The organism is Stenotrophomonas sp. YJH_SMC_20 (genome assembly GCF_059367845.1).
The window spans coordinates 55,064-81,942 of sequence record NZ_JCAFRG010000012.1 but is presented as its reverse complement, the minus strand read 5'-3'; the positions used below and the strand labels follow the sequence as shown (position 1 = coordinate 81,942).

Annotated in this window: 28 protein-coding genes; 9 read left to right on the top strand and 19 right to left on the bottom strand. The window is 67.4% G+C overall.

The features are described from left to right. The first annotated feature begins 5 nt into the window (after positions 1-5). Positions 6-878 carry an ion transporter gene (locus AC5P6A_RS18065; RefSeq protein ID WP_021203637.1) on the top strand — a complete coding sequence of 291 codons (873 nt, stop codon included), beginning with the start codon at positions 6-8 and terminating at the stop codon, positions 876-878. Between the two features lie 102 nt (positions 879-980). On the opposite strand, the gene AC5P6A_RS18060 is transcribed toward AC5P6A_RS18065, so the two are convergent. From AC5P6A_RS18060 to AC5P6A_RS18050, 3 genes are all read right to left on the bottom strand, one after another. Further along, a complete protein-coding gene (locus AC5P6A_RS18060; protein ID WP_346715183.1) occupies positions 981-1,922 on the bottom strand; it encodes a YiiG family protein in 942 nt (313 codons plus the stop codon). A gap of 159 nt (positions 1,923-2,081) precedes the next feature. Further along, a complete protein-coding gene (locus AC5P6A_RS18055; protein ID WP_019338775.1) occupies positions 2,082-3,074 on the bottom strand; it encodes a YiiG family protein in 993 nt (330 codons plus the stop codon). Positions 3,075-3,167: 93 nt separating this feature from the next. Then, positions 3,168-3,986, bottom strand: coding sequence for an SDR family oxidoreductase (locus AC5P6A_RS18050; RefSeq protein ID WP_164144698.1), 819 nt, complete (start codon positions 3,984-3,986; stop codon positions 3,168-3,170). Between the two features lie 108 nt (positions 3,987-4,094). On the opposite strand from AC5P6A_RS18050, the gene AC5P6A_RS18045 reads away from it, so the two are divergent. Further along, positions 4,095-4,778, top strand: a complete 684-nt coding sequence (locus AC5P6A_RS18045; protein WP_021203633.1) for a hypothetical protein — start codon at positions 4,095-4,097, stop codon at positions 4,776-4,778. Between the two features lie 109 nt (positions 4,779-4,887). Here AC5P6A_RS18045 and AC5P6A_RS18040 read toward each other — a convergent pair whose 3' ends face one another. Together AC5P6A_RS18040 and AC5P6A_RS18035 are read right to left on the bottom strand one after the other, a co-directional pair. After that, complete coding sequence (locus tag AC5P6A_RS18040) at positions 4,888-5,394, bottom strand: DUF2867 domain-containing protein (protein ID WP_171952680.1); 507 nt, start codon at positions 5,392-5,394, stop codon at positions 4,888-4,890. After that, complete coding sequence (locus AC5P6A_RS18035) at positions 5,391-6,053, bottom strand: serine/threonine-protein kinase (protein WP_019662012.1); 663 nt, start codon at positions 6,051-6,053, stop codon at positions 5,391-5,393. Before AC5P6A_RS18035 ends, AC5P6A_RS18040 begins: the two co-directional genes overlap by 4 nt. Before the next feature lie 85 nt (positions 6,054-6,138). Between AC5P6A_RS18035 and AC5P6A_RS18030 the strand changes: the two genes are divergently transcribed. Further along, complete coding sequence (locus AC5P6A_RS18030) at positions 6,139-8,136, top strand: bifunctional DedA family/phosphatase PAP2 family protein (RefSeq protein WP_111098765.1); 1,998 nt, start codon at positions 6,139-6,141, stop codon at positions 8,134-8,136. Positions 8,137-8,311: 175 nt separating this feature from the next. On the opposite strand, the gene AC5P6A_RS18025 is transcribed toward AC5P6A_RS18030, so the two are convergent. From AC5P6A_RS18025 to AC5P6A_RS18015, 3 genes are all read right to left on the bottom strand, one after another. Beyond that, positions 8,312-8,890, bottom strand: coding sequence for an LON peptidase substrate-binding domain-containing protein (locus AC5P6A_RS18025; RefSeq protein WP_019662014.1), 579 nt, complete (start codon positions 8,888-8,890; stop codon positions 8,312-8,314). Then, positions 8,887-10,251: a UDP-N-acetylmuramate:L-alanyl-gamma-D-glutamyl-meso-diaminopimelate ligase gene (gene mpl, locus AC5P6A_RS18020; RefSeq protein WP_329842931.1), complete on the bottom strand. Its 1,365-nt coding sequence runs from the start codon at positions 10,249-10,251 to the stop codon at positions 8,887-8,889. The genes AC5P6A_RS18025 and mpl overlap by 4 nt, the downstream gene beginning before the upstream one ends. A gap of 330 nt (positions 10,252-10,581) precedes the next feature. Beyond that, positions 10,582-11,145 carry an adenylate kinase gene (locus tag AC5P6A_RS18015; protein ID WP_019662016.1) on the bottom strand — a complete coding sequence of 188 codons (564 nt, stop codon included), beginning with the start codon at positions 11,143-11,145 and terminating at the stop codon, positions 10,582-10,584. A 136-nt stretch (positions 11,146-11,281) separates the two neighbouring features. Here AC5P6A_RS18015 and AC5P6A_RS18010 point away from each other — a divergent pair, with 136 nt between their 5' ends. The 3 genes from AC5P6A_RS18010 to AC5P6A_RS18000 all read left to right on the top strand — a co-directional run bounded on the left by AC5P6A_RS18010 (position 11,282) and on the right by AC5P6A_RS18000 (position 14,011). Continuing rightward, positions 11,282-12,538: a 6-phosphofructokinase gene (locus tag AC5P6A_RS18010; protein WP_180877789.1), complete on the top strand. Its 1,257-nt coding sequence runs from the start codon at positions 11,282-11,284 to the stop codon at positions 12,536-12,538. A 164-nt stretch (positions 12,539-12,702) separates the two neighbouring features. Continuing rightward, positions 12,703-13,497: a hypothetical protein gene (locus AC5P6A_RS18005; RefSeq protein ID WP_019662018.1), complete on the top strand. Its 795-nt coding sequence runs from the start codon at positions 12,703-12,705 to the stop codon at positions 13,495-13,497. Positions 13,498-13,618: 121 nt separating this feature from the next. Then, positions 13,619-14,011, top strand: a complete 393-nt coding sequence (locus AC5P6A_RS18000) for a DUF488 domain-containing protein (RefSeq protein ID WP_019662019.1) — start codon at positions 13,619-13,621, stop codon at positions 14,009-14,011. A 74-nt stretch (positions 14,012-14,085) separates the two neighbouring features. Here AC5P6A_RS18000 and AC5P6A_RS17995 read toward each other — a convergent pair whose 3' ends face one another. After that, the gene (locus AC5P6A_RS17995) at positions 14,086-14,589 is read right to left on the bottom strand and encodes a hypothetical protein (RefSeq protein ID WP_111098770.1); all 504 of its coding nucleotides are present in this window, start codon (positions 14,587-14,589) and stop codon (positions 14,086-14,088) included. A 360-nt stretch (positions 14,590-14,949) separates the two neighbouring features. On the opposite strand from AC5P6A_RS17995, the gene AC5P6A_RS17990 reads away from it, so the two are divergent. Continuing rightward, positions 14,950-16,977, top strand: coding sequence for a sodium-translocating pyrophosphatase (locus tag AC5P6A_RS17990; RefSeq protein WP_346715182.1), 2,028 nt, complete (start codon positions 14,950-14,952; stop codon positions 16,975-16,977). Positions 16,978-17,020: 43 nt separating this feature from the next. Here the strand turns inward: AC5P6A_RS17990 and AC5P6A_RS17985 are convergent, their stop codons facing one another. From AC5P6A_RS17985 to AC5P6A_RS17960, 6 genes are all read right to left on the bottom strand, one after another. Then, positions 17,021-17,326: a hypothetical protein gene (locus tag AC5P6A_RS17985; protein WP_111101879.1), complete on the bottom strand. Its 306-nt coding sequence runs from the start codon at positions 17,324-17,326 to the stop codon at positions 17,021-17,023. A 117-nt stretch (positions 17,327-17,443) separates the two neighbouring features. Continuing rightward, on the bottom strand, positions 17,444-18,163 hold the full coding sequence (locus AC5P6A_RS17980; protein WP_346715181.1) for an energy transducer TonB: 720 nt from the start codon (positions 18,161-18,163) through the stop codon (positions 17,444-17,446). Then, positions 18,160-18,585, bottom strand: coding sequence for a TonB system transport protein ExbD (exbD, locus tag AC5P6A_RS17975; RefSeq protein ID WP_164144704.1), 426 nt, complete (start codon positions 18,583-18,585; stop codon positions 18,160-18,162). Before exbD ends, AC5P6A_RS17980 begins: the two co-directional genes overlap by 4 nt. A 9-nt stretch (positions 18,586-18,594) precedes the next feature. Continuing rightward, positions 18,595-19,323 (bottom strand): tonB-system energizer ExbB, encoded by a 729-nt coding sequence (gene exbB, locus AC5P6A_RS17970; RefSeq protein ID WP_227844888.1) that lies wholly within the window; start codon positions 19,321-19,323, stop codon positions 18,595-18,597. Further along, positions 19,310-19,777 carry a YbaN family protein gene (locus AC5P6A_RS17965; RefSeq protein ID WP_021203620.1) on the bottom strand — a complete coding sequence of 156 codons (468 nt, stop codon included), beginning with the start codon at positions 19,775-19,777 and terminating at the stop codon, positions 19,310-19,312. The genes exbB and AC5P6A_RS17965 overlap by 14 nt, the downstream gene beginning before the upstream one ends. 31 nt (positions 19,778-19,808) lie before the next feature. After that, positions 19,809-20,396, bottom strand: a complete 588-nt coding sequence (locus AC5P6A_RS17960; RefSeq protein ID WP_134731335.1) for a biliverdin-producing heme oxygenase — start codon at positions 20,394-20,396, stop codon at positions 19,809-19,811. A 105-nt stretch (positions 20,397-20,501) separates the two neighbouring features. On the opposite strand from AC5P6A_RS17960, the gene AC5P6A_RS17955 reads away from it, so the two are divergent. Continuing rightward, entirely contained in the window at positions 20,502-20,759 is a 258-nt protein-coding gene (locus tag AC5P6A_RS17955) for a DUF2789 domain-containing protein (RefSeq protein WP_006390068.1), read from the top strand. Between the two features lie 108 nt (positions 20,760-20,867). Here AC5P6A_RS17955 and AC5P6A_RS17950 read toward each other — a convergent pair whose 3' ends face one another. The 4 genes from AC5P6A_RS17950 to AC5P6A_RS17935 form a co-directional block, all read right to left on the bottom strand. Then, positions 20,868-23,786, bottom strand: coding sequence for a TonB-dependent receptor (locus AC5P6A_RS17950; RefSeq protein WP_227844852.1), 2,919 nt, complete (start codon positions 23,784-23,786; stop codon positions 20,868-20,870). A 228-nt stretch (positions 23,787-24,014) separates the two neighbouring features. After that, positions 24,015-24,950: a FecR family protein gene (locus AC5P6A_RS17945; protein WP_346715179.1), complete on the bottom strand. Its 936-nt coding sequence runs from the start codon at positions 24,948-24,950 to the stop codon at positions 24,015-24,017. A gap of 104 nt (positions 24,951-25,054) precedes the next feature. Further along, positions 25,055-25,555, bottom strand: coding sequence for an RNA polymerase sigma factor (locus AC5P6A_RS17940; RefSeq protein WP_019662030.1), 501 nt, complete (start codon positions 25,553-25,555; stop codon positions 25,055-25,057). A 71-nt stretch (positions 25,556-25,626) separates the two neighbouring features. Continuing rightward, positions 25,627-26,100: a hypothetical protein gene (locus AC5P6A_RS17935; protein ID WP_026347269.1), complete on the bottom strand. Its 474-nt coding sequence runs from the start codon at positions 26,098-26,100 to the stop codon at positions 25,627-25,629. Positions 26,101-26,284: 184 nt separating this feature from the next. Between AC5P6A_RS17935 and ppa the strand changes: the two genes are divergently transcribed. Continuing rightward, entirely contained in the window at positions 26,285-26,821 is a 537-nt protein-coding gene (gene ppa, locus AC5P6A_RS17930) for an inorganic diphosphatase (protein ID WP_005410935.1), read from the top strand. The last annotated feature ends 58 nt before the right edge of the window (positions 26,822-26,879 follow it).

The following is a 26,879-nucleotide window of genomic DNA, read 5'->3' as shown; positions in this document are numbered from 1 at the left end:
CGCCCATGCGACCGTTTTCCGCCCCCCAGCTCAACCCCGCCACCGAGACCGGCTGGCGCCGTCGGTGGTTCGACATCATCTACCGCCATGACACCCGCCCTTCGCGCAATTTCGACCTGATCCTGGTGGTGGCGATCGTCGCCAGCATCCTGGTGGTGATGATCGACAGCGTGCAGCACCTGCATGCCGAATGGTCCACCGGCCTGTACATCCTGGAATGGGGCTTCACGATCATCTTCACCGCCGAGTACCTGCTGCGCCTGGCGGTTGTCAGGCGCCCGCTGCGTTACGCGGTGAGCATCTGGGGCATCATCGACCTGCTGTCGATCCTGCCCGCCTACCTGTCGATGTTCATCCCGGGTGCGCAGAGCCTGCTGGTGGTGCGCGCGCTGCGCATCCTGCGGGTGTTCCGCATCCTCAAGCTGACCCGCTACATCGAGGAAAGCGGCGTCCTGATGACGTCACTGTGGCGCAGCCGGCGCAAGGTGCTGGTGTTCCTGTTCACGGTGATCACCATCACCATCATCGCCGGTGCGCTGATGTACGTGATCGAGGGCCCCGAACACGGCTTCACCAACATCCCGGCCAGCATGTACTGGGCGGTGGTGACCATGGCCACGGTCGGCTTCGGTGACATCGTGCCGCAGACCGTGCTCGGCCGCTTCGTCACCTCGGTGCTGATCCTGATCGGCTACAGCATCATCGCCGTGCCCACCGGCATCTACACCGCCGAACTGGCCAGCACCATGCGCGAGGCCGAACTGGCCGCGCGCCGTGATGCCCGCGGCTGCCCGCATTGCGGGCTGGAGGGGCATGAACCGGATGCGCGGCACTGCCGCAAGTGCGGCGGTGAACTGCCGGACGCATTCAGCCATTGAGGCACATGCCGGCCAGCGGCCGGCACTGCCAACCCCGCAGGGTGCGCGCCGGGCATGGCCCGGTGCCGCCGTGGACGGGTCCACGCCCTGTGTGGATCGCCCTCAGCGCATGCGGTTGCTGGTGGTCACTAGGTCGTTGTAGGCGTCCAGGATCGTCGACTGTGCCCCTTCAGGATCGGTGGTGAGCCAGCTGCCCGACGCCTTGCGCTCGGCGGCCAACGCATCGGCGGTGATCGGCTTGCCCTGCTCCAGACGCTCGACACCGCGACCAGCGGTACGCACCAGCTTGTCGGCCGAACGCTGCACATAGCCCCACATCGGGTCGTCCTTGCCGACACCACTGTTCTGGATTTCCGTCACCAGCGCCTGATAGTCGGCCAGCTGGCCGCGCAACGCCGCAACGTCCGGTGCGTCGCTCTGGAACGCCATCGCCAGCTGCTTGCCATCGCCGACAAGGCGCAGGTGGTAATAGGCCAGCGAGCGGCCTTCGCTTTCCTCGATCTGCTTCAGCTGGGCGGCGCGGCGATCGTTCTCGTTCTTTTCCAGCGCCGCATCCATCGCTTCGCTGGCTTTGAAGAAATCAGCATAGGCCTGCATCAGCGGGGCATGCTGGCTGCGCATCCCATCGCCACCATCGCGACGATAGTCCTCGCGGGTGAAGTACCCATCGGCACGCTCGATCAGGGTGTTCAGTGCCTGGAATGCCTGCTGGTACTGTCGCGCGGGTGCATCCAGCGGCGTGGCAGGGGTCTTTGCCAGCGCCTCGGTCAGCGGCTGGCCGCAGTACTCGACGCGGTGCGACAACAGCTTGCCCGGTGAGCGCGGCTGCGCTTCCTTGCCGGTCGGCCCCGCCTTGGGGTCCTTCATCCAGCCCGTGTAAGTCTGGAAGCCTTCGTGGATGGGCTGTTCGACGCCGTTGTAGCGCTCGATGTAGGCGTTCACCTTCTCCAGCCCGGGGTCGGCGACCGCCAGCCCCGCCGGGCTGTTGCAGCCGGCCAGCGCGCCGAGCAGGAGAACGGGAATCAGGCGTGTGGATGCGTTCAAATCAGTTCCTTGCACCAGTGAAAACTGCAGCCATCGTCCTGCATGGCGCGAGCGCGCGCTCCAGCACCTCGGGAAGGTGCTGGCATTCAGGGCTGCGGGGCGTGTCATGTCGCGATCAACCTGCTCAATCGCGACAAAAAAACGCGTTGAGCTTCTCGCTTACTGGCGGTTGCTCTGGAAAACCAGCGAGTTGTACTCCTGCATCAGCTTGCTGGCAGAGCCGCTCGGCGCCATCGAGGGCGAATCCAGCATGCGCCGTTCGAAATCGGTATAGGGCGTGTTCTCGCTGACGCGCTTCAGCCGCTCCTTGCCTTCGCGCCGGAAGTTCTCGGCCTCACGCTCGAAGCTGTTCCAGTCCAGCTTGCCCGGCTCCTGATCAGCCACCTTCGCATGCGCTTCGTCGGAAATGCGGTTGAACGCATCCAGACGCTCGCGCGCCTTGGCTTGGTCGAAATCGTCCTCGCTCATCAGATCCATGATGGCCTTGGCTTCCAGCATCATCGCCAGACGGTAGTACTCGCGCGTGCGCCCCTCGGCCTGTTCCAGCGCCTTGAGCTGCTCGCGCTGGGCGGCGTCGTTCTGGCGCTCCAGCTCGGCGTTGAACGTTGCGCTGGCAGCCACGAACTCCTTGAAGGCGGCCATCAAGGGCGCATGCAGCTGCTTGCCCTTGGCGAACCGGTCATCTTCGTAGTCCTGGCGATCGTAGTAGTCGTGCGCCTCCTTGCTGATCGGCACCAATGCCTTCAGCGCCTGCTGGTAATGGCCAGCAGCGGCATCGAGCTCGGCCAGCGCCGGCTTGGCAGCCATCGCCTCGGTCACGGGGCCATCGCACTGCTTCATGTCGTAGTCGCTGATCTCGAACGGACCGTACACCTGGGTCTCGCGCCCGGTCGGGCCGGCCTCGACGTCCTTGATCCAGCGCGTATAGGACTCGATGCTGCCGTGGGTCTTCGAATCAAGCGTGTTGAAGCAGCCGATGTAGGCGTTGAGCTTGGCGGTCAATTGCTGCTGTGCGTCGGACGGCGCCGCGCTGGCGTCGGGCGTGCTGGAAGGGCCGGCGTCGCCAGTGGTTGCAGGCGCCTTGCTGCCGCAGGCAGCCAGGACAATCGACAGCGAAGCGGCCAGCGCCGCGACGGAAAGAGTGCGTGACATGGGTTCACGTCCTTGTTGAAAACGATTACAGCCGCGCATTCTAACGCAGCAGGCCGAAGGTCGCAGCCCTCGGCCTCTGCCGGCGACGCGCGATCACTCCAGGAACAGATCCGGCAACAACGGACGCGATGGATCCACCGCATAGCCGGACAGATCGGTGATACCCGCCTGCGCCAGCACGTCATCGTCGATCAGGAACTGGCCGTGGAAACCCGCCGCCTCGCGCACCAGCACCGCGTGCGCAGCATCGGCCATGATCTGCGGCGTGCGGCAGCCAGCCGCATCCACGCCCGGAATCATGTTGATCGCATCGGTGGCGATCACCGTGCGCGGCCACAGCGCGTTCACCGCCACACCCTGCGGGCCGAATTCCGCGGCCAGGCCGAGCGTGACGAAGCTCATGCCCATCTTCGCCAGCGTGTAGCCGGTATGCGCGCCCCACCACTTCGGTTCCAGGCTCGGCGGCGGCGCCAGGGTCAGGATGTGCGGGTTCGGCGCCTGCAGCAGGTACGGCAGGCAGGCCTGCGCGCACAGGAAGCTGCCGCGCGAATTGACCTGCTGCATCAGGTCGAAACGCTTCATCGGCGTATCCAGCGTGCCGCGCAACCAGATCGCGCTGGCGTTGTTGATCAGGATGTCGATGCCACCGAAGGTGTCGACCGTGGCCGCCACCGCCGCCTGCACCTGCTCTTCCTCCCGGATGTCGCACTTCAGCGCCAGGCCCTGCCCGCCTGCAGCCGTCACCGCTTCGGCGGCGGTGTGGATGGTGCCCGGCAGCTTCGGATTCGGCACCGACGACTTGGCCGCGATCGCCACGTTGGCCCCGTCGCGCGCGGCGCGCAGTGCGATGGCCAGGCCGATGCCACGCGAGGCACCGGTGATGAAAAGCGTTTTGCCCTGCAGACTGCCCACGTTCCGCACTCCAGCGTATGCAATGAGCCGCTAGTATGCCGCGCCGACGCGGAGTTCACCCGCCCTTGACGATACTCGGGCCTCCAGACAACGCACGAGGTACACGCCATGCGCCGTTCCCGCCTGTTGCTGCCTGCCTTGGGGCTTGCCCTGCTGACTGCCTGCCAGGGCCGTTCGCCGGAACCCGGCAAGGAGCCACCCGCCGGTGACACGCCCAGCGCGGAGAAGGCCGCCGCCGACGGCAAGATGCGCTGGAGCGAGGCGGTGGTCTGGGATGGCGACCTCAACGCCTGCCGCCAGGGCGAGAACGCGGCCACCCGGGATTGCCTTCGCGACGCGATGCGCGCCGGTGGCGCCAGTGCCGAGGCCATCACCGCCGCCGAGCAGTTGTCCACCGGCGGTGAGTTGGCCTATGTGACCGCGTGGCACGAGAACGAAGGACTGGGCATTGCCACGGTCGAGTATCCGTTCCGCGCCAACACCAATGAAGGTACCCGCCTGGTCGATGCCAGCGGCAAGCGCATCGATGTGGATGCCGTGCAGTTGGACGACACCTTGCGTGCCGACCCCACTGTGCAGGAACTGCTGAAGGCCAACCCGCAAGCCACGCCGTTCGCACCGGCGCAGTCGGCCGGCGCCTCGCCGTTGGAGAATGGTGGCATCCGCCTGCTGTACCGCACACCGCTGCGCGACTGCCACGCCTGCCCGGATGTCGGGCAGTTGCAGATCGCCTACGACTTCGACGCCAAGCGCAACTTCATCGGCCAGCAGGTGGTGCCGGCAACGCCGTAAGGCCACCGGCCTCTGTAGAGCCGAGCCCTGCTCGGCTCATTGAATGCAGCCGAGCATGGCTCGGCTCTACAATACGGTTCTGCCCGGCGCATCCACGCAAGGCGCGGATCTACCGGTACGCCTGCGCCTGCTTCTTCAGCAGATGCGGCACGATCAACCGATGCACCGGCGCAACCGGCAGCATGTACGCGCGCCCGAAGGCGTTATGCGTATGCACCACGGTCGCCACTTCCAGCACGTCGCCCTGCCACTGCAGCGCCAGCTGCACGCGAAGATGGCGGTCGTCGTCTTCCAGCACGATGGCATCGTCATCCATCGACTGCAGGGTGAAGATGCCGAGCCGCTGGCCGGGTTGAGGATCTTCAACAACCTGCACTGCACGCAACGAACCCAGATGCTTCATGCCCAGCAGGCGCATGCCGTGGTTGCGCAGCGCCATCAGCCCATCGAACCAGCCGGGAATGGTCGCGGCCATGTCGCGGTAGGCCTGCAGGGCCGAGCGCCCATCGCGACGGGTCGTCGCCTGGCAGGCGTGCACGAAGTCGGCGCCAGCCAGCTGTGGGTGCAAGACGCTGCCCACACTCGGCGGGCTGGTCAACACCTGCACACGGCTCACGGCTTTGGCCCCTGCCCTTCGTTGTCTTCCCAATGCAGGATGCGGCGGGTGACGAAGCGGTAGACCGGCTTGCCGGTAGCAAACCACAGTTCGCGCACCCACGAGGTGCGCTTGAGCAACCGCTTCTCCACCGGCGTAAGCGATTCACGGCAGTACATGCGCTTGTGCTTGAGCAGGTGGCGCAGGTCCTCGCGCGCCAGCAGCCGCATCCAGCGCGAGCGCGGGTTGCCGATCACCGCCAGCTGGAAGTCGATCAGCGCCGGCCGTCCATCTTCAGTGACCAGCCAGTTGGCCTCCTTGGCCAGATCGTTGTGGGCCACGCCGTTGCGATGCAGCTGCTGCAGCAGCCGGCGCGCGGAACGGAACCAGGCCAGGTCGCCGCGCGGTGGGCGCTGGTACATGGCGTCGCCGGCCATGAAGCTGCGATCCAGGTGATGGCCATTCCAGGCCAGCAGCTGCGGCACATCGGCCATGCCGTGAATGTGCTGCAGCGCGCGGGCCTCGCGGCGGGCCAGCCACCATGCAGGCAGCCGCAACCACAGCGGCGTGGCACCAAGATCACGGCGCACAAAGGGACCATCGGGCCCTTTCACAAGGAGGATCCGGCCGAAGCTGTCGGCCTTCAAAGCATGCGGTTGAGCGTCGGGCGTATGCGGCATGGGCCCATTCTAGGCGATGGCACTGGTTGCAAACGGTCACCAAGCGGCTGGGAACCAGTCACCTTCACGCCCCTATAATCGGGCAATGGACTCTTCATGGATCGACGCCACGCTCGCGTGGATTGCCGCTCACCCCGTGCTGGCGGGCGCCGTTATCTTCCTCATCGCCTTCTGCGATGCGGTCATCATTCTTGGCGCCATCGTGCCGGCGCTGCCACTGCTGTTCGCGGTGGGCGTGTTCATCGGCCTGGGCCAGATCTCCGGGCCGTACGCGGTGGCGGCTGCGGCATTGGGTGCGTTTGCCGGCGATGGCATCAGTTACTGGATCGGCCGCCGCTGGGGCGACCGCCTGCGCGGCGTGTGGCCGTTCAGCCGTTACCCGCAGCTGCTCGACCGCGGCGAAAACCTGTTCCGCCGCAATGCCTTCAAGAGCATCCTGGTGGCACGCTACGTCGGCGCGATCCGGCCATTCGTGCCCGCCATCGCGGGCATGATGAAGATGCCAGCCAGCCGCTATGTACAGGCCAGTGGTATCGCCAGCATTTCATGGGCGGTCCTGTTCCTGGCCCCCGGCTGGATTCTTGGCGAGGCCTATGACGCGGTGGCGGCGGTGGCCGGTCGGCTGGTGGTGGTGGTCGGCCTGCTGGCGGTGATCCTCGGCCTGGTCTGGGCCATCGTGCTGTACGGCTACCGCTGGTCGGCCGCGCGCATGGACAACTGGTTGGCACGCCTGCTGGACTGGTCCAACCGCCACCCCACGCTGGGCCGCTATACCGTCGGCGTGCTTGATCCCAAGCGCCGTGAATCGGTGCCGCTGGCGATGCTGGCGTTGATGCTGCTGGTACTGGGCTGGGGCTGGTTCGCATTGTTGACCGTGGTGGTCGCGCACGGCGAGCCGCTGGCGATCGACCTGCTGGTGCACCAGGCCATGCTGGCGCTGCGTAACCCGCTGGCCGATTACCCGATGGCCGCGCTGGCGTCGCTGGGCGCCTGGCAGGTACTACTGCCGGCCACCGCTGCAGCGATGGGCTACCTGATCTGGCGCCGGCGCTGGATGGCGGCCGCACATTGGCTGGCCGCCCTCGCCTTCGGCCTGGCGCTGACCATGCTGCTGGGTGCCACCGTGGATGTGGTGCGCCCGGTCGACGCCAGCAGCGGCTTCGGCTTCCCTTCGGTGTCGGTGACCATGGCCACCATCACCTTCGGCTTCTTCGCAGTGTTGATCGCGCGTGAGATGCCCGGCCGCACCCGCGTCTGGCCGTACCTGGTGTCGGGCATCGTGGTCAGCCTGATCGGCTTCTCGCGCCTGTACCTGGGTGCGCATTGGCTGAGCGACGTGATCGGCGGCATGCTGTTCGGCACGTTCTGGCTGCTGGTGCTGGGCATCGCCTACCGCCGCCGCTTCAACCGCTCGTTCTGGGTGAAACCGGTGGCCTGGCTGTTCTATGGCGTCTTCGCCGTCGCCGCGATGTGGTACGCACCGCGCAACATCCCGGTGAAGCTGGAACGCTTCGAGCCGACCCTGCCGGCCCCGCAGGCAATGGACACGCAGGCCTGGTGGCAGCACGACTGGGCCACGCTGCCGGCGCGCCGCAACGAGTTCGACGACGACCAGCGCTGGCCGCTGGACGTGCAGGTGGCCGGTCCGTTGGCACCGCTGCAGGCGCAACTGGAAGCGCGCGGCTGGAAGCGACAGGAGCAGGCCGGCTGGCAGCAGGCGCTGCTGATGCTGGACAAGAACACCGGCGCCGATGACCTGCCGGTGCTGCCGGCGACGCTGGACACCCGCGTGGAAGCGCTGTTGATGGTGCGCCAGGGTGCACATCGCGATGAGCGCTACGTACTGCGCCTGTGGCCAGCCCCTGCACAGTTGCAGCCGGGCAATACGCCACTGTGGCTGGGCAGTGCGCAGACCCTGCGCTACCAGCGCCATTTCGAATGGATCGGCATGTGGCATCCACTGCGCGGCGTCGACCCGGCATTGAACGCGGTGAAGGACGCCGTGCAGGACCTGCCGCAGCGCGAGGATGTGCACAGCGAAACCGGGTTGCCGGTGCTGCGGTTGAAGACCACCACGCCCTGACCGGCACCGGCACGCAGCCACCCACTGTAGAGCCGAGCCCATGCTCGGCTGCCTTCGCGGGATCCATCAAGCCGAGCATAGGCTCGGCTCTACAGTAGATCCACGCCACGCGTGGATGGCATTCCCCGCATACCCCAGCGTGTGCACCAGGGCGCACACCACCCGGGGCAGGCTGTTACGGCATCCAGCCCAGCAACTGCTGCAAACGCTGGTGCGGGTCGTCCAACTGCAGCAGCTGCAACCGCTGCTGCTCGCTCAGCGGCAGCAGCTCGGCCAGCCGCCAGCCGACCCAGCTGGCCTGGTCCAGCAACGCCGGGTTGGCCGGTGCATAGGCCTCGCCGGCCTGTTCGATGATGTGCCCCAGCACCGTGGCCAGCAGCGCATGCTGCGGCCGCAGTTCGTCGTCGGGGTCTTCATCGCACCAGCGCACGTCGGCTACCACCAGCCCGTTGTCACGCACGCGCGTGCGCTCGACATGGAAACGGCGGGTGCCGCGCAGGCGCAACTGCAGCACGCCGTCGGCGCCAACATCGAAGTCTTCGATGCGCACCTGCACGCCGTAGGCGGCCGGCGTTGCCGGGGCTCCCACTTCCTGGCCATCCAGGATCAGGCAGACACCGAAGCCCTCACCACTGCGGCCGCTGTCGCGGACCAGGTCCAGGTAACGGCGTTCGAACACGCGCAGGCCCACCGTCGCACCCGGTACCAGCGTGGTGTGCAGCGGAAACAGCGGCAGTGAACCGTCGACGCTCATCGGGCCTGCAGCGCGGCAAGGAAGCGGCGCGGTGCGCCGTCGAAGCCCCCATTGGACATGAACACCACGTGGTCGCCGCTGCGCGCGCTGGCCTGCAGCTGCGCCAGCAGCGCGTCGGTATCGGGCACCGCGTGCGCTTCGCCGCGCACCGCGGCGATCACCGCGGCCGCATCCCAGGCCAGTTCCGGGCGATGCAGGAACACCACTTCATCGGCCAGCGCCAGCGAGGGTGCCAGCGCCTGCGCGTGTGCGCCCAGCCGCATCGAATTGCTGCGCGGCTCCATCGCGACCACGATGCGCGCATCGCCCACCTTGGCGCGCAGCCCTTCCAGCGTGGTGGCGATTGCGGTCGGGTGGTGGGCGAAATCGTCGTAGACGGTGATGCCCTCATGGCTGCCGATCACTTCCATGCGGCGCTTGACGCTGCGGAAGCGCGCCAGCGCCGGGATCACCTCGGCCGGCGCAACACCCACCGCATGTGCGGCTGCCAGCGCCGCCAGGCCGTTGAGCACGTTGTGGCGGCCCAGCAACGACCACTGCACATCACCCAGTGCCTGCCCGCGGTGATGCACGCGGAACGCGCTGCCATCGGCAGCCAGCAGCTCGGCATGCCATTCCAGCGACGGATCGAATCCGAAACGCTCAACCGGGGTCCAGCACCCCATCGCCAGCACTTCGGCCAGATGCTGATCCTCGCCGTTGACGATCAGTCGGCCACGCGCCGGCACCGTGCGCACCAGGTGATGGAACTGGCGCTGGATCGCGGCCACGTCCGGGAAGATGTCGGCGTGGTCGTATTCGAGGTTGTTGAGGATGGCCACCAGCGGCCGGTAGTGCACGAACTTGCTGCGCTTGTCGAAGAACGCGGTGTCGTACTCGTCGGCCTCGACCACGAACTCACGGCCCTGGCCCAGGCGGGCGGAGACGCCGAAATCCTCGGCCACGCCGCCGATCAGGAAACCGGGACAACGACCGGCACTTTCCAGCAGCCAGGTGAGGATGGTGGTGGTGGTGGTCTTGCCGTGGGTGCCGGCCACGGCCAGCGTGTCGCGGCCCGGCAGCACCTGCTCGGACAGCCACTGCGCACCGGAGATATAGCGCTGGCCGGCGTCGAGCACGGCCTCAACGGCGGCATTGCCGCGCGAGAGTGCGTTACCGATCACCACCTCGTCGGTGCCCGGTGGCACGCTGTCGGCGCGGTAGCCCTGGTCCAGGGTGATACCCAGCTGCTCGAGCTGGGTGGACATCGGCGGATAGATGGCCTGGTCACTGCCGCTGACCGTATGGCCCAGTTCCCGCGCCAGGGCGGCCACGCCGCCCATGAAGGTGCCGGCAATTGCAAGGATATGTACGCTGCTCATGACCGAGGATTGTGACCGATGACGGCTGTATAGGGCCAATGTCCGCTCTTGGGTAAGACAAGTCCTACACAGGATGTGAGGAAACTCCAATCATCTGTCAGGGAAATCCCGATAGCGATGTTCTGTGAACCCGGACACAATTCGAACTGCCAGCCGCAGTACCCGAACCGGTCCTACTCCCCAAGAGGCCATCCCCAAGGGAGCTCATGCTGCGGGGCCCTGAGCAAGCCCTCTGCTGGCGCCTATCAAACGACACAGGCCTGATCCTCACGGACCAGGCCTGTGTTTTTTCTGCGCCCGTGCGGCCGGCAGCACGCCGGCCCCGCCAGGTCAGGCGTTGATCGCCGCCAGGATGCGGGCTTCGATCTCGTCCAGCTCACCGACGCCGTCAACCCGGGCCAGGGTGCCGCGGCCAGCGTAGAAGTCCACCACCGGGGCGGTCTGCTCGTTGTAGACCTGCAGGCGCTGGCGCACCGCTTCCGGGTTGTCATCGGCGCGGCCCTGCTCCTTGGCGCGGCCGGCGATGCGGTCCACCAGCAGTTCGGTGGGCACGTCCAGCTGCACCACCGCGTCCAGCGGCTGGCCGATCTTGGCCAGCAGGCCGTCCATCGCATTGGCCTGGGCCACGTTGCGCGGGTAGCCATCGAGGATGAAGCCCTTGGCGACATCAGCCTGGGTCAGGCGCGACTCCAGCATGCCCAGCAGGATGTCGTCCGACACCAGGTTGCCGGCATCCATCACCGTCTTGGCCTGCTTGCCCAGTTCCGTGCCCGCGGCGATTTCCGCGCGCAGCATGTCACCGGTCGAAATGTGGGCGATCCCCAGCTTTTCCTTCAGGCGCGTCGCCTGTGTCCCCTTGCCCGAACCGGGCGGTCCCAACAGAACCAATCGCATTGACCTGACTCCAACGTGTTGAAAACAAAGAAGGTTCGCGTCCCGGACGGGCCGGTATCGCTGCACCGCAATAGCGCCACTTTACCGCATCCGGGTAATGTCCCTGCAATGTCCTTTCCCCCGAGCAGGTAGACGCATGCGCAACGGTACCCTCCTCTACGCCCAGTCCGGCGGTGTTACTGCGGTCATCAACGCCACGGCGGCGGCGGTGATCGAGCAGGCCCGGGCCAAGGGCATCAAGGTCCTGGCCGCCCGCAACGGCATCCTCGGTGCCCTGCGCGAAGAGCTGATCGACACCAGCAGGGAGAGCGCGGCCGCGATCCGCTCGCTGGCCCATACCCCGGGCGGCGCCTTCGGCTCGTGCCGGGTCAAGCTGAAATCGCTGGACGCCGACCGCGCCCGCTACGACCGGCTGCTGGAGGTGCTGCGCGCGCATGACGTGCGCTGGTTCCTCTACAACGGTGGCAACGACTCGGCCGACACCGCGCTGAAGGTTTCGCAGCTGGCCAAGGCCTCCGGCTACGACCTGACCTGCATCGGCGTGCCCAAGACCATCGACAACGACCTGGCAGTGACCGACACCTGCCCCGGTTTCGGCTCGGCGGCCAAGTACACCGCCGTCTCGGTGCGCGAAGCGGCGCTGGACGTGGCGGCGATGGCCGAGACCTCCACCCGCGTTTTCATCTACGAGGCCATGGGCCGCCACGCCGGCTGGCTGGCCGCGGCCGCCGGCTTGGCCGGCAACGGCGATGACGAGGCGCCGCACATCATCCTGCTGCCCGAACGCGCCTATGACGAGGCGGCGTTCCTGGCCAAGGTCAAGGCCGTGGTCGAGCGCGTCGGCTACTGCGTGGTGGTGGCGTCGGAAGGCATCGCCACCGCCGATGGCCGCTTCGTCGCCGATGCCGGTGGCGGCAAGGACTCGTTCGGGCACTCGCAGCTGGGCGGCGTGGCCGCGCACCTGGCCGGGCGGGTCAAGGACCAGCTGGGCCTGAAGGTCCATTGGGCCCTGCCCGATTACCTGCAGCGCTCGGCCCGCCACCTGGCCAGCAGAACCGACTGGGAGCAGGCGCAGGCGGTCGGCAAGGCCGCGGTGCAGCTGGCGCTGAAGGGCCAGAACGGCGTGATGCCGGTGATCGTGCGCAGCAGCGACGCACCGTACCGCTGGAAGATCGAAGCGGCGCCGCTGTCGAAGATCGCCAACCATGAAAAGAAGATGCCCGCCGGCTTCATCCGCCGCGACGGCTTCGGCATCACCGCCAAGGCGCGCGCCTACCTGTCGCCGCTGATCAAGGGCGAAGCCCCGCTGCCGTATGGCACCGATGGACTGCCCAAGTACGTCACCCTGAAGAACGTGGCGGTGAAGCAGAAGCTGCCGGCCTTCGAAGGCTGAGGTGCACCTGCGCCCTGTGCGGAGCACAGGGCGCATTGCGGAGACCACCGAAGCGCCCCACAATCGGGCTCCGGCCCGGGGCAAAGGGGCCGCCGCAAGCCAGATTCGACGCTGCCCGGCCACGTGGCCCGGGCCTGTGCTGCCATTTCACAAGGACTGTAACCATGAAGCACCCGATCCTGATCGCCGCGCTGCTGTGCGGTGCCGCCGCACCCGCCTTCGCTGCGACCTGCGAAAGCAACTTCCAGAAGAAGGGCAACCCCTTCGTCGGCACGACCTTCACTTCATCGGTCACCCATCCGGACCTGACCGTGGCCAGTGCCATCGGCCAGATGCGGGTGATCGCCAAGAACGCCAACATGGATGTCCTCAGCGAGGACGTGGAAGGCGGCTCGATGCTGATCGAAGAGCCGGAATCGTTGGCCCACAAGCCGATCCCGATGATCATCAGTGCCACCTCCGAAGGCGGCCAGGGTACCGTCGGCATGGTGGTGAAGGTCAACAAGGGCGCCATTGCCTCGGCCGATGGCGTGCGCGAAGAAATGTGCAAGCTGCTCAACCAGGTCAAGCCGGGCAAGGCTGGCGAACAGGCGGCCAAGGCCACTCCGCAGGCGTCGGTGGTAACGATCGCCGCCGACCGCTTTGGCTTCCAGCTGCGCAACCAGAACAAGGACAACCCGGCCGCGATCGAGCCGCGCTACAAGGGCAAGACCTACGCCATCACCGGTCGCATCACCACCGTGCTGCGCAGTGGCGGCACCTACAACACCAGCTTCGACCTGCCCAGCGATGGCAGCATCGACTTTGAGCGCGTGGCCATTTCCTGCTCGTTCGCAGCCAACCAGGCCGCGTATGCGCTGGCCCTGCGCCCGCGCGAGAAAGTGACGCTGACCGGCGTGGTCGACAGCTATGACCAGGTGGGACGCGTGTTGTGGCTGAAGGACTGCCGCGGCAACTGATTGCTGCAGGCATGGGGAAAATGCCCGGGTGCGCAGGCGCCCGGGCATTTTCCTTTCCACAGCGGTTCACGCCTGGCGCACGAGCATCGCAGGATGATGGACGCCCCGCCTGGAGATCATCATGGCCTTGCGCGTTGTTCGACTGGGAACGCCACGCCAACCCGGCGAGGGGCTGCGTATCGGTACCGTGCGGCGCCCGCCGCGCGGCGTGCCGCGCAGCGAGTTCGCCCGGCAGGACTGGTACGACGTCTGGTTCCCGACCCTGTCACCCAGCGCGGCACTGGTGAAGCAGGCGCACGAGGCGAAAACGGCCGCCGACTGGAACGCGTTCTTCCGCCACTACAAGGCTGAGATGAAGTCCCCGGATGCGGCCCACGCGCTGGACCTGCTGGCTGCGATGTCGCAGCACAGCGACCTCAGCGTGGGGTGCTACTGCGAGGATGAGGCGCACTGCCACCGCAAGGCATTGCGCGAGTTGCTGGTAGCGCGGGGAGCGAAGCTGGCCGGAGAATGATGGCGCGCCGCAGTAGATCCGCGCCGTGCGTGGATGCGGCATCGGTGCCGACCAACGGTCGGCACCCACCTGTATCAATTACAGGCCTTGCCTTCCATCTGCAGCTGCGCGGCAAACATCGTCACCTGCGGAATCTGGCCGGCAGCCGCCTGCTTCTTCGCCTCTTCCAGATAGATGCGCGACTGGCCCTGGCCGTCCAGCTCGACCTTGTTGCTCGACGGCAGGCGCCACACCCGCACCACTGCCTGTTGGGCCGGGCACGCCGCGCTCGGCACGCGGATCACATCGTTGAGTTTCCAGCCCTTGTCCGCACTTGGCTGCGCCTTGGTGTAATCGACGAAGCGCGCGCGTGGCTGGCACTGTTCGCTGGTACGCACGGCGGAGAAGCGGTAGGGCGCGGCGGCGTCGCCGGTGAACACACCTTCCAGCCGCGCGCAGGCCTCGGGGATCTGGCGCAATGTATGCACCGCACCCACCGCCTGGGGCACGCCCACGGCACGCTGCAGTTCCGGGGTTTCCGCGGCGAATGCCGGCACGGACGGGACCAGGGCGGCAAGCATCAACAGGGACAGGCGCATGTGGGATCTCCTACGGGACTGTGCGCAGGCTTGCAGAGACTGGCTTAACGGGGCGCAAAGGCCTGATGGCTCTCGAATCGTGCCCATGGCCCGGCGGCAGGGCCCGCGCGCATGGCGATGCGTTCCGTCTTGAGGGCGCCCACAGGATCACGAGGTGCGGCTCGTAGAGGCCAGTCGAGCATGGCTCGACTCTACAAGTGGCGGCACGCATACTGCGGGCACCAGGGAATGCTGAACACCGCCATACGTCGGACGACCGCCAAGGTCGGTACGGGTTGGTTCCAAGCTGCAGCCCGTCGTCCCCCTCGTGGTGCCGTTCATCGCCACTGGATGCCTACATCCATTCTGCGGAGGGGTCTAATGCTGGAACGTCACGGGCTTTCATTGGCGCTGGGCTGCGCCATTCTCGCGATCCTGTTCGGAATCGTCTCGGCGCGCTGGATCCTGCGCCAACCCACCGGCAATGAGCGCATGGTCGCGATCGCCACCGCGATCCAGGAAGGTGCGCGTGCCTACCTCAACCGCCAGTACCTGACCATCGGCATCGCCGGCGTGGTGCTGTTCGTGCTGGTCGGGGTGTTCCTCAGCTGGTATACCGCGATTGGATTCGCGGTCGGCGCGGTGCTGTCCGGCGCCGCCGGCTACATCGGCATGAACGTGTCGGTGCGCGCCAACGTGCGCACCGCCGAGGCCGCACGCCATGGCATCAGTGCGGCGATGGACGTCGCCTTCCGCGGCGGTGCGATCACCGGCATGCTGGTGGTCGGCCTGGGCCTGCTGGGTGTGGCCGGCTATTACGCACTGCTGCTGCGGATGGGCCTGCCGATGGAACAGGCGCTGCACGCGCTGGTCGGTCTGGCGTTCGGTTCGTCGCTGATCTCGATCTTCGCGCGTCTGGGCGGCGGCATCTTCACCAAGGGCGCCGACGTCGGCGCCGATCTGGTCGGCAAGGTGGAAGCCGGCATTCCCGAGGATGACCCGCGCAACCCGGCGGTGATCGCCGACAACGTCGGTGACAACGTCGGCGACTGCGCCGGCATGGCCGCCGACCTGTTCGAGACCTATGCGGTCACCGTCATCGCAACGATGCTGCTGGGCAGCCTGATGCTGGCCGAGGCGGGCGCCAATGCCGTGCTGTATCCGCTGGTGCTGGGCGGTGTGTCGATCATCGCCTCGATCATCGGTGCGCTGTTCGTCAAGGTGAAGCCTGGCGGCTCGATCATGGGCGCGCTGTACAAGGGCGTGATCGTCTCCGGCGTGCTGGCCGCGATCGCGTTCTACCCGATCACCACCGGGCTGATGGCCGACAATGTGCATGGTCCCATCGCGCTGTATGGATGCGCGCTGATCGGCCTGGTCCTGACCGGCCTGATCGTGTGGATCACCGAGTACTACACCGGCACCCAGTACAAGCCGGTGCAGCACGTGGCGCAGGCGTCGACCACCGGCCACGGCACCAACATCATCGCCGGCCTCGGCATCTCGATGAAGTCCACCGCGCTGCCGGTGGTGGCCGTGTGTGCAGCGATCTGGGGTGCGTTCGCGCTGGGTGGCCTGTATGGCATCGCCATCGCCGCCACCGCGATGCTGTCGATGGCTGGCATGATCGTCGCGCTCGATGCCTACGGACCGATCACCGACAACGCCGGCGGCATCGCCGAAATGGCCGAGCTGCCCTCGGAGATCCGCGACATCACCGATCCGCTGGATGCGGTGGGCAATACCACCAAGGCAGTGACCAAGGGCTATGCGATCGGCTCGGCTGCACTGGCCGCACTGGTGCTGTTCGCCGACTACACCCACAACCTGCAGGCCGCCAACCCCGGCCAGGAATTCCGCTTCGACCTCAGCGACCACACGGTGATCATCGGCCTGCTGATCGGGGGCCTGATTCCCTACCTGTTCGGTGCGATGGCGATGGAAGCGGTCGGTCGTGCGGCGGGGGCAGTGGTGGAAGAGGTGCGGCGCCAGTTCCGCGAGATCCCCGGCATCATGCAGGGCACCGGCAAGCCGCAGTACGACAAGGCGGTGGACATGCTGACCCGCTCAGCGATCCGCGAAATGATCGTGCCCTCGCTGCTGCCGGTGGTGGTGCCGGTGGTGGTCGGCCTGCTGCTGGGGCCGCGCGCACTCGGCGGTCTACTCATCGGCACGATCGTAACCGGCCTGTTCGTGGCCATCTCGATGACCACCGGCGGCGGCGCCTGGGACAACGCCAAGAAGTACATCGAGGACGGCCACTTCGGCGGCAAGGGCAGCGAGGCACACAAGGCGGCCGTGACCGGCGACACCGTCGGTGACCCGTACAAGGACACCGCTGGCCCGGCGATCAATCCGCTGATCAAGATCATCAACATCGTGGCGCTGCTGCTGGTGCCTATGTTGTAGATCCACGCCATGCATGAACCCGTAGCGTCGAGCAGGCTCGACGCTACGGCCGCGACCGCCTCATCCATCGGATGACAAGCAGCACCACGACGATCATCCAGCAGGCATGGATCGGCCGGTCCCAGCCATCGAAGAGGCTGAGCGGGCTGCCGATGAAAGCGAGCGAAGCCAGCCACGCACACAGTGCGCCGGGCAGCCACGCGCCACGCCAGATGCAGAAGGCGGCGAACACCAGCAAGGGCCAGGCGAAGATGATCGCCGGCGTGAACGGTGCCAGCGAAAGCACGGCCACGCATGCAGCCAGCAACACGCTGCACCAGGCCAGCACCCGTAACGTCCGTGTCGTCATGCCAATCTCCGCGCGTCCATTGACGGTCGTGCGCGAGCATAACGCCTGCGCGCTGCCTTGAATTCCGGCTCGGGTCAGAGCCCTGTCCTGCGGAAAGGGATCCGACCCAGATGGCGGTCAGCGCCCGCGCAGGAAGAATGACACCGGCACCATCACCTGCACCGGGCCGCCAGGCACCTCGGCCGGCGGCGCGGGGACCGGGCTGGCCCGCTGCACGGTGTCCAGCGTCTCCTGGTCGAGCAACGCGAAGCCGCTGCTGCGGCCCAGCACCACCGCCGAAACCACACCGTCGCGGGCCACGGCAAAGCGCACGTAGACCACGCCCTCCTGGCGCAGCCGCTCGGCCTGGCGTGGATAGCGCCGGTGCTTCTGCAGATGCCCGAGCAGGCGCCCCTCCCAGGTGGCCTCGGCGCGACTGCGCTCGCCGGCGGTGGTCTGCGGTGCGGTGTAGCGTGCGGCCGCGTCGGCCGCCACCTGCGGCGGTGCGCTGGTCTGCGCGACATTGGCCTCGGCGGTGTCCGGCGAGGGCGTCGGCTCCGGCGTACGCGGCGGTGGCAGGTCACCCTGCGGCTGCACCGGTGCCTTGGGTTGCTCACGCAGGGCCGGTTTCGGCGCCTGTCGCTGCTGTTGCTGTTGCAGCGGCCCAGTGGCAACCTCGCGCGGCGGCACCGGAGGCGCCTGTGCCATCGGCGCCAGCTCCAGCATCAATGCAGCGGGCGGCGCTGCGGCGGCCACCGCCGGTACGCGCGCCGCCCACCAGCAGGCCACGCTGACCAGCAACGCATGCACCAGCAGCACGATCGCCAGGCTGGTCGCCCAGCGCCGCAGTCCGCTCATCGCGCGCCCTGCTCCAGTCCAACCAGTGCCACCTTCAGGTAGCCCGCAGCACGCAGCGCATCCAGCGTTGCCATCAGTTCGCCGTAGGGCACGCGGGTATCGGCACGCAGGAACAGGCGTTGCGAGGTGTCACCGTGGGTGGCTACCTGCAGCGCAGCGGCCAGCCCGTCGCGTGCCACCGCCTGCTCGCCCACGCGCAGCGACAGATCGGCCTGCACGGTCACATACACCGGCGCCTGTTCCGGCGGCGTGGCACTGACACTGCTGGCCGGCAGCTGCACCGGTACCGACACGGTGGCCAGCGGTGCCGCCACCATGAAGATGATCAACAGCACCAGCATCACATCGATGAAGGGCGTGACGTTGATCTCGTGCGATTCTTCCGGCGTGTCGTCGCGGTCGGACGCGGTCCTGATGGCCATCGTCGCGCCTCAGTGCACCGCGCGCAGCGGTGCCGCTGCGGCACGCGGCGCGGCACGATCAAGATCGCGCGAAACCAGCTGCTGCACGGCCGCCGACAGATCGCCGAGCAGGCCCCGCAGGCCGGCCAACACGCGGCTGAAATGGTTGTAGACCAGTACCGCGGGAATCGCCGCGACCAGGCCGAGTGCGGTCGCCAGCAAGGCCTCGGCGATGCCGGGCGCAACCACCGCCAGGTTGGTGGTGTTGCTGTGTGCGATGCCGATGAAACTGTTCATGATGCCCCACACCGTGCCGAACAGGCCGACGAAGGGCGCCACCGCGCCGATGCTGGCGAGTACACCGATGCCGCGCCGCTGCACGCGCGCGGTCTCCAGTTCGATGCGGTCCAGGCGCGAGGCGATGCGTTCCTTGATGCCGTCGCGACTATCCAGATCCTGCGACAGGCGCAGTTCGGTGCGGGCGGCGTCCAGCATGGCGAGTGCGGTGCCCTGCTGCAGACTTGCCTCTCCGCTCTGCGGCGGCAGCTGTGCGGACTGCAGCAACAGCGCGCGCGCCGCGCGCAGCTGCCGGGCCTGGCGGGCCAGCTCCCAGCCCTTGGCCAACAGCACGGTCCAGGTGGACAGCGACGCCAGTGCCAGCGCGATCATCACGGCCTTCACCACCACGTCGGCGGCCAGGTACATGCCCCACGGGGTCAATGCGGGGGCGGCCACGGGGGCCAGGTCAGCAGGCAGCATCATCTCGGCTTCCATCAGCATCAGGGGTCGCTGCGCGACTACGGGCCGCGCGCGGATCATTGGCGTCGTCCACTTCCACGACCGGATGGGGCTCCAGCCGGGGGGCCGGTCGGCTCAGCACGTAGCCGGCGCTGACCGCGAAGAACAGGCCCACGCCCAACAGCAGGCGCCAGGACGGATGCGCGCCCCAGCAGAACAGGGCAAAGCCCAGCGCCATGCCGGCACTGGCAAACGCCTTGCCCTTGCGCGATACCGCGCCCTGCTCGCGCCACAACCGCAGCGACGGGCCGTAGCGCGGATGCGCCAACAGGCGCTGCTCGAACTTCGGCGAGCTGCGCGCGAAGCAGCCCACGGCCAGGATCAGGAAGATGGTGGTCGGCATCACCGGCAGCAACGCGCCGATCACCCCGAGCCCGACCATCAGCCAGCCCAGCGCGAACCAGAGCCAGCGCATCAGCGCTGCACCTGTGGGTGCGCGCCGCGCATCAGGCGAATTCCACTTCGACGTGGCCGTGCACGCTGCGGAACGCGGCGTCGGCGGCATCGATCACCTGCTGCTCCTGCTCGACACTCAGCGGTACCGCGTCCAGCGCAGCGGTGAACTCACGCCAGTGGCGCGCCGCGCCATCCGGATGCGCGGCCAGGTGGCGGGCGCCAAAATCACGGTCCAGGCCGAGCCTGGCGGCCATCTTGTACAGAATGGTGCCGCCCAGGTTGGAGCCTTCAGCCACGTACAGCCACCCCAACGCGGCGGGCAGTTCCAGATCGGACGGCAACGCCGCGATGTCAGCCCCCGGCAGGGTCTGCTCCAGGTCCTGCAGGTCGCGCGCGACCTGGGTCAGGCGGCGGCGCTCGCCCAGATCCGGCAGCAGTGCGTCCAGCGCAGGGTTGGCATACAGCGCATCGATGCTGCGGTGGAAGCGATACTGCACGCGCAGGAAACGGGCGAAATTGCTGCGGTCGGCGAAGATGTCGCCGGCCATGATGCGCTTGTCCAGGGCACCGTGGCTGTCGCGGGTGGCGGCCTTGAGCCGCAGGCTGCGGCTGTCTTCAGGGGCGATGTGTGCGTTCATGGGGATGCCAAGAGGGTCGTCCTGCTGTAGACGTTTGCCACGGGGCTTTCCCCAAGGCTATGTGCGCCGATAATGGCGCATCCCTTCTTACCGCAGGAACCGACGATGATCACCACCGAACCGCGCATGACCAACCTGTTCCTGCAGCTGGGCCTGGACGCCAGCGCCGAGGGCATCGCCCGCTTCATCCGCGAGCACCAGCTGGCCACCGATGTGGAAGTGGTCGAGGCGCCGTACTGGAACGATGCGCAGCGCCAGTTCCTGTCCGAGTCGCTGCAGGCCGATGCGGCATGGACCACCGTGGTGGACGAGCTGAACGAGTCGCTGCACGAAGATGCGGTGAAGGCCGCGACCGGGCTGTAAGTAGACGCCGGGCGTGGCGGGGCGCTGGCGATTGCACGGCGGAAGCGGTGCGGACCAAGGTCCGCACCCACCGAGGGCGGTCCGACCCCACCGCTCATACGCGACCGATCAGTACTTCCAGGTCAGCGCCAGCCGCGCAGTGCGGCCCGGGGCCGGCATCACGCCCAACGCCAGCGGGTCCAGGTAGTAACGATCGGTCAGGTTGTCCACGCCGGCTTCCACCGAGAGCTGGTCGTTGAAGCTCCAGCTGGCGAACAGGTCCACCAGCGTGGTTGGCCGGTACAGCTGCTGGATCGCCGACAGGCCTACGTTCCAGTCCTTGTCCAGCTTGCTGATCGGGCCGGCGTTGTGGACCACGCGGGTGCCGAAGGTCAGGCGCTCCTCGAACAGGCGCGAGCCCAGGGTCAGGTTGACCATGTAGCGCGGCGGGTTCTGGGTATTGGTGTACGAGCCCTCGAAGCCGCCGTCCACGCAGTCGGGCGTGTTGGCCAGCTCGCCGTTCCTGCGTTGCGCCCCGTAGGCACGGCGCTCGGCGGCGATGTCCGGCGCGCAGGTCTTGGCCTTGAAGTAGTAGTGCGCGGACAGATCGGCAAATACCTTGCCGCTGTCATAGCTGGACTGGAACTCCATGCCCGAGACCTTGAACTGGTCGACGTTTCGGATCAGGCCCGCCGACAGCGTGCGGTAGTCACGGGTGATCAGGTCGTCGATGCGGGTATCGAAGTACGCCAGCTTCAGCGCCAGGCGGTCGCCGGCGGCGAACAGGTCGTAGCGGATGGTGCTGGCGCCGATTTCCCAGCTGCGCGCGCGCTCCGGCTTCAACTCGCCCACTGGCTTGGCGGCGGTGAACAGGCCCAGCGTGGTCTCGAACAGGCTCGGCAGCTTGGTGCCTTCGGCGTACTTCACGTAGACCATGGTGTCTTCGCTGAAGCGGTAGGCCACGCTGGCGGTCGGCGAGAACGCGGTGTCACGGCGGCGGATCGGCTGCGACCACGTCCAGCTGACCGGCACTTCCAGGTCCTGCGCCTTGCCGGCGTCGTAGAAGTTCCAGCCACCGATGTCGGCCACCGTGCCCTTCTTGTACGGTGAGGCCAGCAGCGATTCCTGGGTGAAGTTGCCGTTGGCATCCGGATACCAGTTCAGCAGCGCGATGCGCTTGGCCCGCCACGACGGCAGCGCCGGGTTGCCATTGAGCAGTTCGGTGTAGCGGTACTGGCCCTGCACCTCATAGGCATCGGGCGTGGCCAGGCGGTTGCGGTCGTGCACGTCCACGCGGTTCCAGCGGCCGCCGGCCAGCAGTTCCCAGTGCTCATCGGGCTGCCACTTCAGCGAGGCCACGGCACTGTATTCCTTGCGCTCGGCATTGCGCAGGAAACGGTTGTTGACCAGGTCATCGTGCATGACCGGGCCCGAGCTGCCCGGTGCGATGTCTTCGTCACTGTAGGACAGGCCGTAGTCGAGGGTGAACGCACCGGCGCGGGTATCGAACATCGAGGTGTTGCTGGCATCCAGTCCGAAGCGCTTCTGCCGCAGCGGATTGCGGTAGGCATCCTTGTAGCCGGGGTCGCCGCTGAAGCTGGGCGCGTCGTACCACTCGGTGCGGCGATCGAAGTACCAAGGGGTGATGCCGGTCAGGCTGTTGTACATCACGCTGTCGGTGTCGGTGTATGCGGCATTGACGCGTAGATCGATCAGCTCGCTGTCCGGATTGAAGCGGTAGCGCAGGCTGTAGCTGTCCATGTCGACATGGCCCGGATCCCACTGTGGAATGCGGTCACGATCCACGCGGATGATCTGCGAGGCCATGATCTCGCCAGCAGTGCCTTCATAGCGGCGGTAGCCGGCCTCCAGCGTCTGTGCATCGTCGATGCGCCAGGTGCCCTTGAGCAGCGCCGACTTCGAGCGCGCCGAGGTATTGAAGACCTCGGTGTGCGGCGGGTTCAGCGGCGCCAGCGTGCGACGGGTCTGCGGGAAATCATCGTAGCCGTGCTTGCCGGAGAAATAGTTGCCGTTGTCGCGGTACGCATAGGCGGCCACCAGATCGAAGCGGTCCCAGTGACCGGCTGCGGCCACGTTGAAGAACTGGCTGCCGGTGGCGCTGCGGTCGGAACGCGGCGCGGCGCTGTAGGACGGCAGGTTGTTGGCGCTGGCGTTGGCCAGGCCGCCACGCATGCGTACGCCGAAGTCGCGCCCCTCGCGCAGCACGTCATCGATTTTCAGCGTCTCCATCTCGACCACGCCGCCGATGCCACCGGAGGCATTGGCCTGCAGGCTCGGGCCCTTGGTGATGGTCAGGCTGGAGATCAGGTCCGGGTCGAGGTAGGTGCGCTGTGACTGGCCGGCATAGCCGCGGTAGGTATCCATGCTGGACTGGCCACCGTCGATGATCACCGGCACGCGGCCCTGGCCCTGGATACCACGGATGTTGACGTCGAACCCATTGCCCACGCGCGGGTCACCGGCGGTGACACCGGCCACGCCCTTGACGATGTCGCCGTTGGAAGTGCCGCGGAAGCGTTCCAGGTGCGTGCGGCTGAGCGTGGTGGTGGAGCCCACACTGCGATAGCTGTCGAGCAGGCGCGCCTCGTCGCTGGTCGCGCCACTGTCGACGCGGTCGCCGGCCACGCTGAGCGTGTCGGTGACGATCACACCGCTGCCGGCCTGCACCGGCGTCGCCGCTTCCAGAGTGACTGCATCTGCGCTGACGCGGCGCACCGCCAGGCCACTGCCCTGCAACAGCTGCTGCAGCGCCTCGCTGGCCGGCAGGCTGCCATTGACCGCACGCGAGGTTACGCCCTGGGCCAGGGTGGCCGGATACACGACCTGCACGCCGGACTGGCGCATATAGCTGCGCAGCGCTTCATCCAGCGGCTGCGCTGGAATGTCGAAGCGCTGCACGGCAGCGTGGTTGCCGGTGGCGCTCTGTGCCAGCACGGACGGTGCGGCGCTGGCCAGGCCGGCGGCCAGCAGGGCGATGCACAGGCGGGACGGGCGCAGCGCGTGGCCCGGGCGGTGGGAGTAGAACATGGGGAACCTGTCAGGTAATCGGTGCCGCAGGCGCGGCGTCATCCGCAACACGGGCGGACACGGCGACGTACGTGGCGGCGGCGGGTACGTTCGCGGGGTAAGACGGTTGGGCGCGCGGCAACCCCAAGAGCGATTTGCGGTCGCGGCAGGTGCCGACCGGCCGGTGATCGTGGTGGGTGCCGACCGTTGGTCGGCACACTGGGACCTTCATCCACGCATGGCGTGGTTCTACCGATGGACGATGGCGACGCCGAGCGGCAGCCGGGTCACCTGCAATCCAGCCGTCGCGGCCAGCGCATCCAGCGCCTGTTCCGGGCGGTCGATGCGCAACGCCGCGCTTACCGCCGGCAGCTGCGATAGATCGCCGCGCACGAAGGTCGGGCCGGCGCGGTAACGCCCCACCCATTGCACGGCGTCGGCGACGCTGGCCTGCTCCAGCAGCAGCTCGCCCTGCCGCCACGCGCCGACGCTGTCGGCAGCCACATCCCGCAGGCGCGTCACGCCGCTGTGCTCGCCATAGACCGCACGCTGGCCCACCTGCAGATAAGTCCAGCCACCGTCGGCCGGGCTGGCCACGCGCACCCTGCCCTGCCCGACCTGGGTTTCAACCTGGTCATCGCCGCGCGCGACGGTGAACGCGGTCGAGATGTCCTCGATCACGCCGTTGCCCGCACGCACGCTGAAACGTCGCTGCGCATCCGGGCTGACCTCGAACCAGGCACGCCCACGCAGCAGCTCGATCTCGCGTGCATGTGCATTGAAGCGCACGGCAATCGCACTGTCCGCATCCAGCACTGCGCGGCTGCCATCGGGCAATTGCACGTTCTGCGCGACGTGCGTGCTGCGATGGTCGGCCTGCAGCCGCAACCAGGCCTCCGGCCATGCCACCAGCATCGCCAGCGCGGCTGCAGCGGCCATCGCCCAGCGCATTCGATGCGGCCGCGGGCGTTCGGCGGGCTGGACCTGCGGGCGTGGCCCGACACTGCGCCACAGCGCGCGCTCGTGTTCGAAGGCACGGCGGTGCCCGGGTTGTGCCAGCCAGCGCTCGAACTCGCGCATGCGCCCCTCGCCGATGTCACCCGAGGCCAGCCACGCGATCCAGCCCCGGGCCTGTTCGGCCAGGGCATCGTCATTGGCGGCGGGCAGCGTGTTCGGCGGGCTCATCGGCTGGCGGACAGGCGCATTCAAGCGCGGGCGGAGGAACTAGACCGCATCCACGGTCCAGTGATCAAGACGTTCCAGTGAGGGCCAGCCCCAAGCCGGGCCGGTCATCGGCCGCTGCGTGCCCACGCCAGCCGCTGCAGCGCCGTGCGTACATGGTTCTCGACGGTGGTCACCGACACCCCGAGGCGGCGGGCGATCCCGGCCTGGGTCAGGCCCTGCAGGCGGTTGAGCCGGAAGATGGTGCGGGTCGGCTCCGGCAAGTGCCCCGCCGCATCAAGCACTCGCTGCAGCTCGTCCTGTGCCATGGCCTGTTCCTCGGTCGAGATGACCTCGTCCGGCCCCCACAGGTAGTGGTCGGCCAGCAGACGGTTGCGCCGGGTCGATTCGCGGCCGTGGTCGGTGGCCAGGTTGGCGGCCAGCCGGTACAGATAGGCCCGCGGGTTGTCGATGGCCTGGCTGTCGTCGACCCCACGGGCCTTGAACCACACCGCCTGGATCACATCCTCGGCGCCATTGTCGCCGCCGAGGATGCGCTGCACCCGGCGCAGCAGTGCCGGCCGCTCACGGATCAGCAGTTCGGTAAGGGAGGCGGCATTGGAGGACATGCGCAGAACGGGACGACAGACGGAAGGCGCCGCGCATGCTACTCCGTTAATGAGAATCAGTCACGTTCGCATCAGTGGATGCAGCCGGTCAGCCCGTCATAGGTGCTCTCCGACGTGCCGGGCAACGGATCATGCAGCGGATTACGGGCCGCCAGCGCTGCATGGAAGGCCTCCACCGGGGTGCCAGGCACCAGCGGCAGCGGGCACAACCAGGTCGGTTGCCGGGCTACGATCGCACCGTCGTTCCGCGAGACGGCCAGGTCACTGGCGGCAAATGCCCACAGGCACTCATGCACCGTGCCGCGCACCGCGTCCACCGAACAGCGCAGGCGCAGCGCCCGGATGTCGCTGTACTCACCCTCGCAGAAGGTGTCGCCGCAGATCGCGTCGAACCCGTGCTGCAGACGCCCTTCCAGGGCAAAGAAGCGGTCCCAGTTGGCTTCCTGGTGCGGGTAGTCGATCAGGTCCACGTAGGGAAAAGCGTGGGCGGCGGGCGCGATCAGCAGCGTGCAGAACAGTCCGAGTGACAAGGCGGATGGTTTCATGCGGGAACTCCTCGGGTAGGTACATCCAGCCTGCGCGCGCGCGCCGCCCGGCCCCATCGGTCAACCCCGGCCCGCCGGGTCGTCGCCTTCCTCGCCCTGCCGTCAGCCCCCTCCCCTGCACAGCGCCCGGCAAAGGCATAAAATGGGGGGCTATCCGTCTATATCCCCCACCTGGAGCACGACCATGGGTCTGGAACTCGTCTCGCCCGGCAAGAACCCGCCGGAAGAAATCAACGTCATCATCGAGATCCCGAAGGACTCGGAGCCGGTGAAGTACGAAGTGGACAAGGAAACCGGCGCGATCTTCGTCGACCGCATCCTGTCCACCCCGATGCGCTACCCCTGCAACTACGGCTACGTGCCGAGCACCCTGTGCGGCGACGGCGATCCGGCCGACGTGCTGGTGGTGCTGCCGCTGCCGCTGGTGCCGGGTTCGGTCGTGCGCTGCCGTCCGGTCGGCGTGCTGAAGATGAGCGATGAGGCGGGCAGCGACGAGAAGATCCTGGCCGTGCCGGTGTCGAAGATCTTCAGTGGCTACGCCCACGTGGAAGACATCGCCCAGGTGTCCAGCCACTGGCTGGAGCGCATCGGCCACTTCTTCGAGCACTACAAGGACCTGGAGAAGGGCAAGTGGGTCAAGCTCGACGGTTGGGGCGGCGCCGCTGAGGCCAAGCAGATCCTGATCGAGGCGCACCAGCGCCATCTCGACAGCAAGGCCTGAGCCTGAACCGGATCGCTCCGGCGGCACCCCGCCGGAGCGATGCGGGTCACGTTTCATG

Coding starts and splice junctions, on each gene's coding strand:
- AC5P6A_RS18065 (WP_021203637.1), top strand. CDS start 6: ATGCGACCGTTTTCCGCCCCCCAGCTCAACCCCGCCACCGAGACCGGC.
- AC5P6A_RS18055 (WP_019338775.1), bottom strand. CDS start 3,074: ATGTCACGCACTCTTTCCGTCGCGGCGCTGGCCGCTTCGCTGTCGATT.
- AC5P6A_RS18045 (WP_021203633.1), top strand. CDS start 4,095: ATGCGCCGTTCCCGCCTGTTGCTGCCTGCCTTGGGGCTTGCCCTGCTG.
- AC5P6A_RS18035 (WP_019662012.1), bottom strand. CDS start 6,053: ATGCCGCATACGCCCGACGCTCAACCGCATGCTTTGAAGGCCGACAGC.
- AC5P6A_RS18030 (WP_111098765.1), top strand. CDS start 6,139: ATGGACTCTTCATGGATCGACGCCACGCTCGCGTGGATTGCCGCTCAC.
- AC5P6A_RS18025 (WP_019662014.1), bottom strand. CDS start 8,890: ATGAGCGTCGACGGTTCACTGCCGCTGTTTCCGCTGCACACCACGCTG.
- mpl (WP_329842931.1), bottom strand. CDS start 10,251: ATGAGCAGCGTACATATCCTTGCAATTGCCGGCACCTTCATGGGCGGC.
- AC5P6A_RS18015 (WP_019662016.1), bottom strand. CDS start 11,145: ATGCGATTGGTTCTGTTGGGACCGCCCGGTTCGGGCAAGGGGACACAG.
- AC5P6A_RS18010 (WP_180877789.1), top strand. CDS start 11,282: ATGCGCAACGGTACCCTCCTCTACGCCCAGTCCGGCGGTGTTACTGCG.
- AC5P6A_RS18005 (WP_019662018.1), top strand. CDS start 12,703: ATGAAGCACCCGATCCTGATCGCCGCGCTGCTGTGCGGTGCCGCCGCA.
- AC5P6A_RS18000 (WP_019662019.1), top strand. CDS start 13,619: ATGGCCTTGCGCGTTGTTCGACTGGGAACGCCACGCCAACCCGGCGAG.
- AC5P6A_RS17995 (WP_111098770.1), bottom strand. CDS start 14,589: ATGCGCCTGTCCCTGTTGATGCTTGCCGCCCTGGTCCCGTCCGTGCCG.
- AC5P6A_RS17990 (WP_346715182.1), top strand. CDS start 14,950: ATGCTGGAACGTCACGGGCTTTCATTGGCGCTGGGCTGCGCCATTCTC.
- AC5P6A_RS17985 (WP_111101879.1), bottom strand. CDS start 17,326: ATGACGACACGGACGTTACGGGTGCTGGCCTGGTGCAGCGTGTTGCTG.
- AC5P6A_RS17980 (WP_346715181.1), bottom strand. CDS start 18,163: ATGAGCGGACTGCGGCGCTGGGCGACCAGCCTGGCGATCGTGCTGCTG.
- exbD (WP_164144704.1), bottom strand. CDS start 18,585: ATGGCCATCAGGACCGCGTCCGACCGCGACGACACGCCGGAAGAATCG.
- exbB (WP_227844888.1), bottom strand. CDS start 19,323: ATGCTGCCTGCTGACCTGGCCCCCGTGGCCGCCCCCGCATTGACCCCG.
- AC5P6A_RS17965 (WP_021203620.1), bottom strand. CDS start 19,777: ATGCGCTGGCTCTGGTTCGCGCTGGGCTGGCTGATGGTCGGGCTCGGG.
- AC5P6A_RS17960 (WP_134731335.1), bottom strand. CDS start 20,396: ATGAACGCACACATCGCCCCTGAAGACAGCCGCAGCCTGCGGCTCAAG.
- AC5P6A_RS17955 (WP_006390068.1), top strand. CDS start 20,502: ATGATCACCACCGAACCGCGCATGACCAACCTGTTCCTGCAGCTGGGC.
- AC5P6A_RS17950 (WP_227844852.1), bottom strand. CDS start 23,786: ATGTTCTACTCCCACCGCCCGGGCCACGCGCTGCGCCCGTCCCGCCTG.
- AC5P6A_RS17945 (WP_346715179.1), bottom strand. CDS start 24,950: ATGAGCCCGCCGAACACGCTGCCCGCCGCCAATGACGATGCCCTGGCC.
- AC5P6A_RS17940 (WP_019662030.1), bottom strand. CDS start 25,555: ATGTCCTCCAATGCCGCCTCCCTTACCGAACTGCTGATCCGTGAGCGG.
- AC5P6A_RS17935 (WP_026347269.1), bottom strand. CDS start 26,100: ATGAAACCATCCGCCTTGTCACTCGGACTGTTCTGCACGCTGCTGATC.
- ppa (WP_005410935.1), top strand. CDS start 26,285: ATGGGTCTGGAACTCGTCTCGCCCGGCAAGAACCCGCCGGAAGAAATC.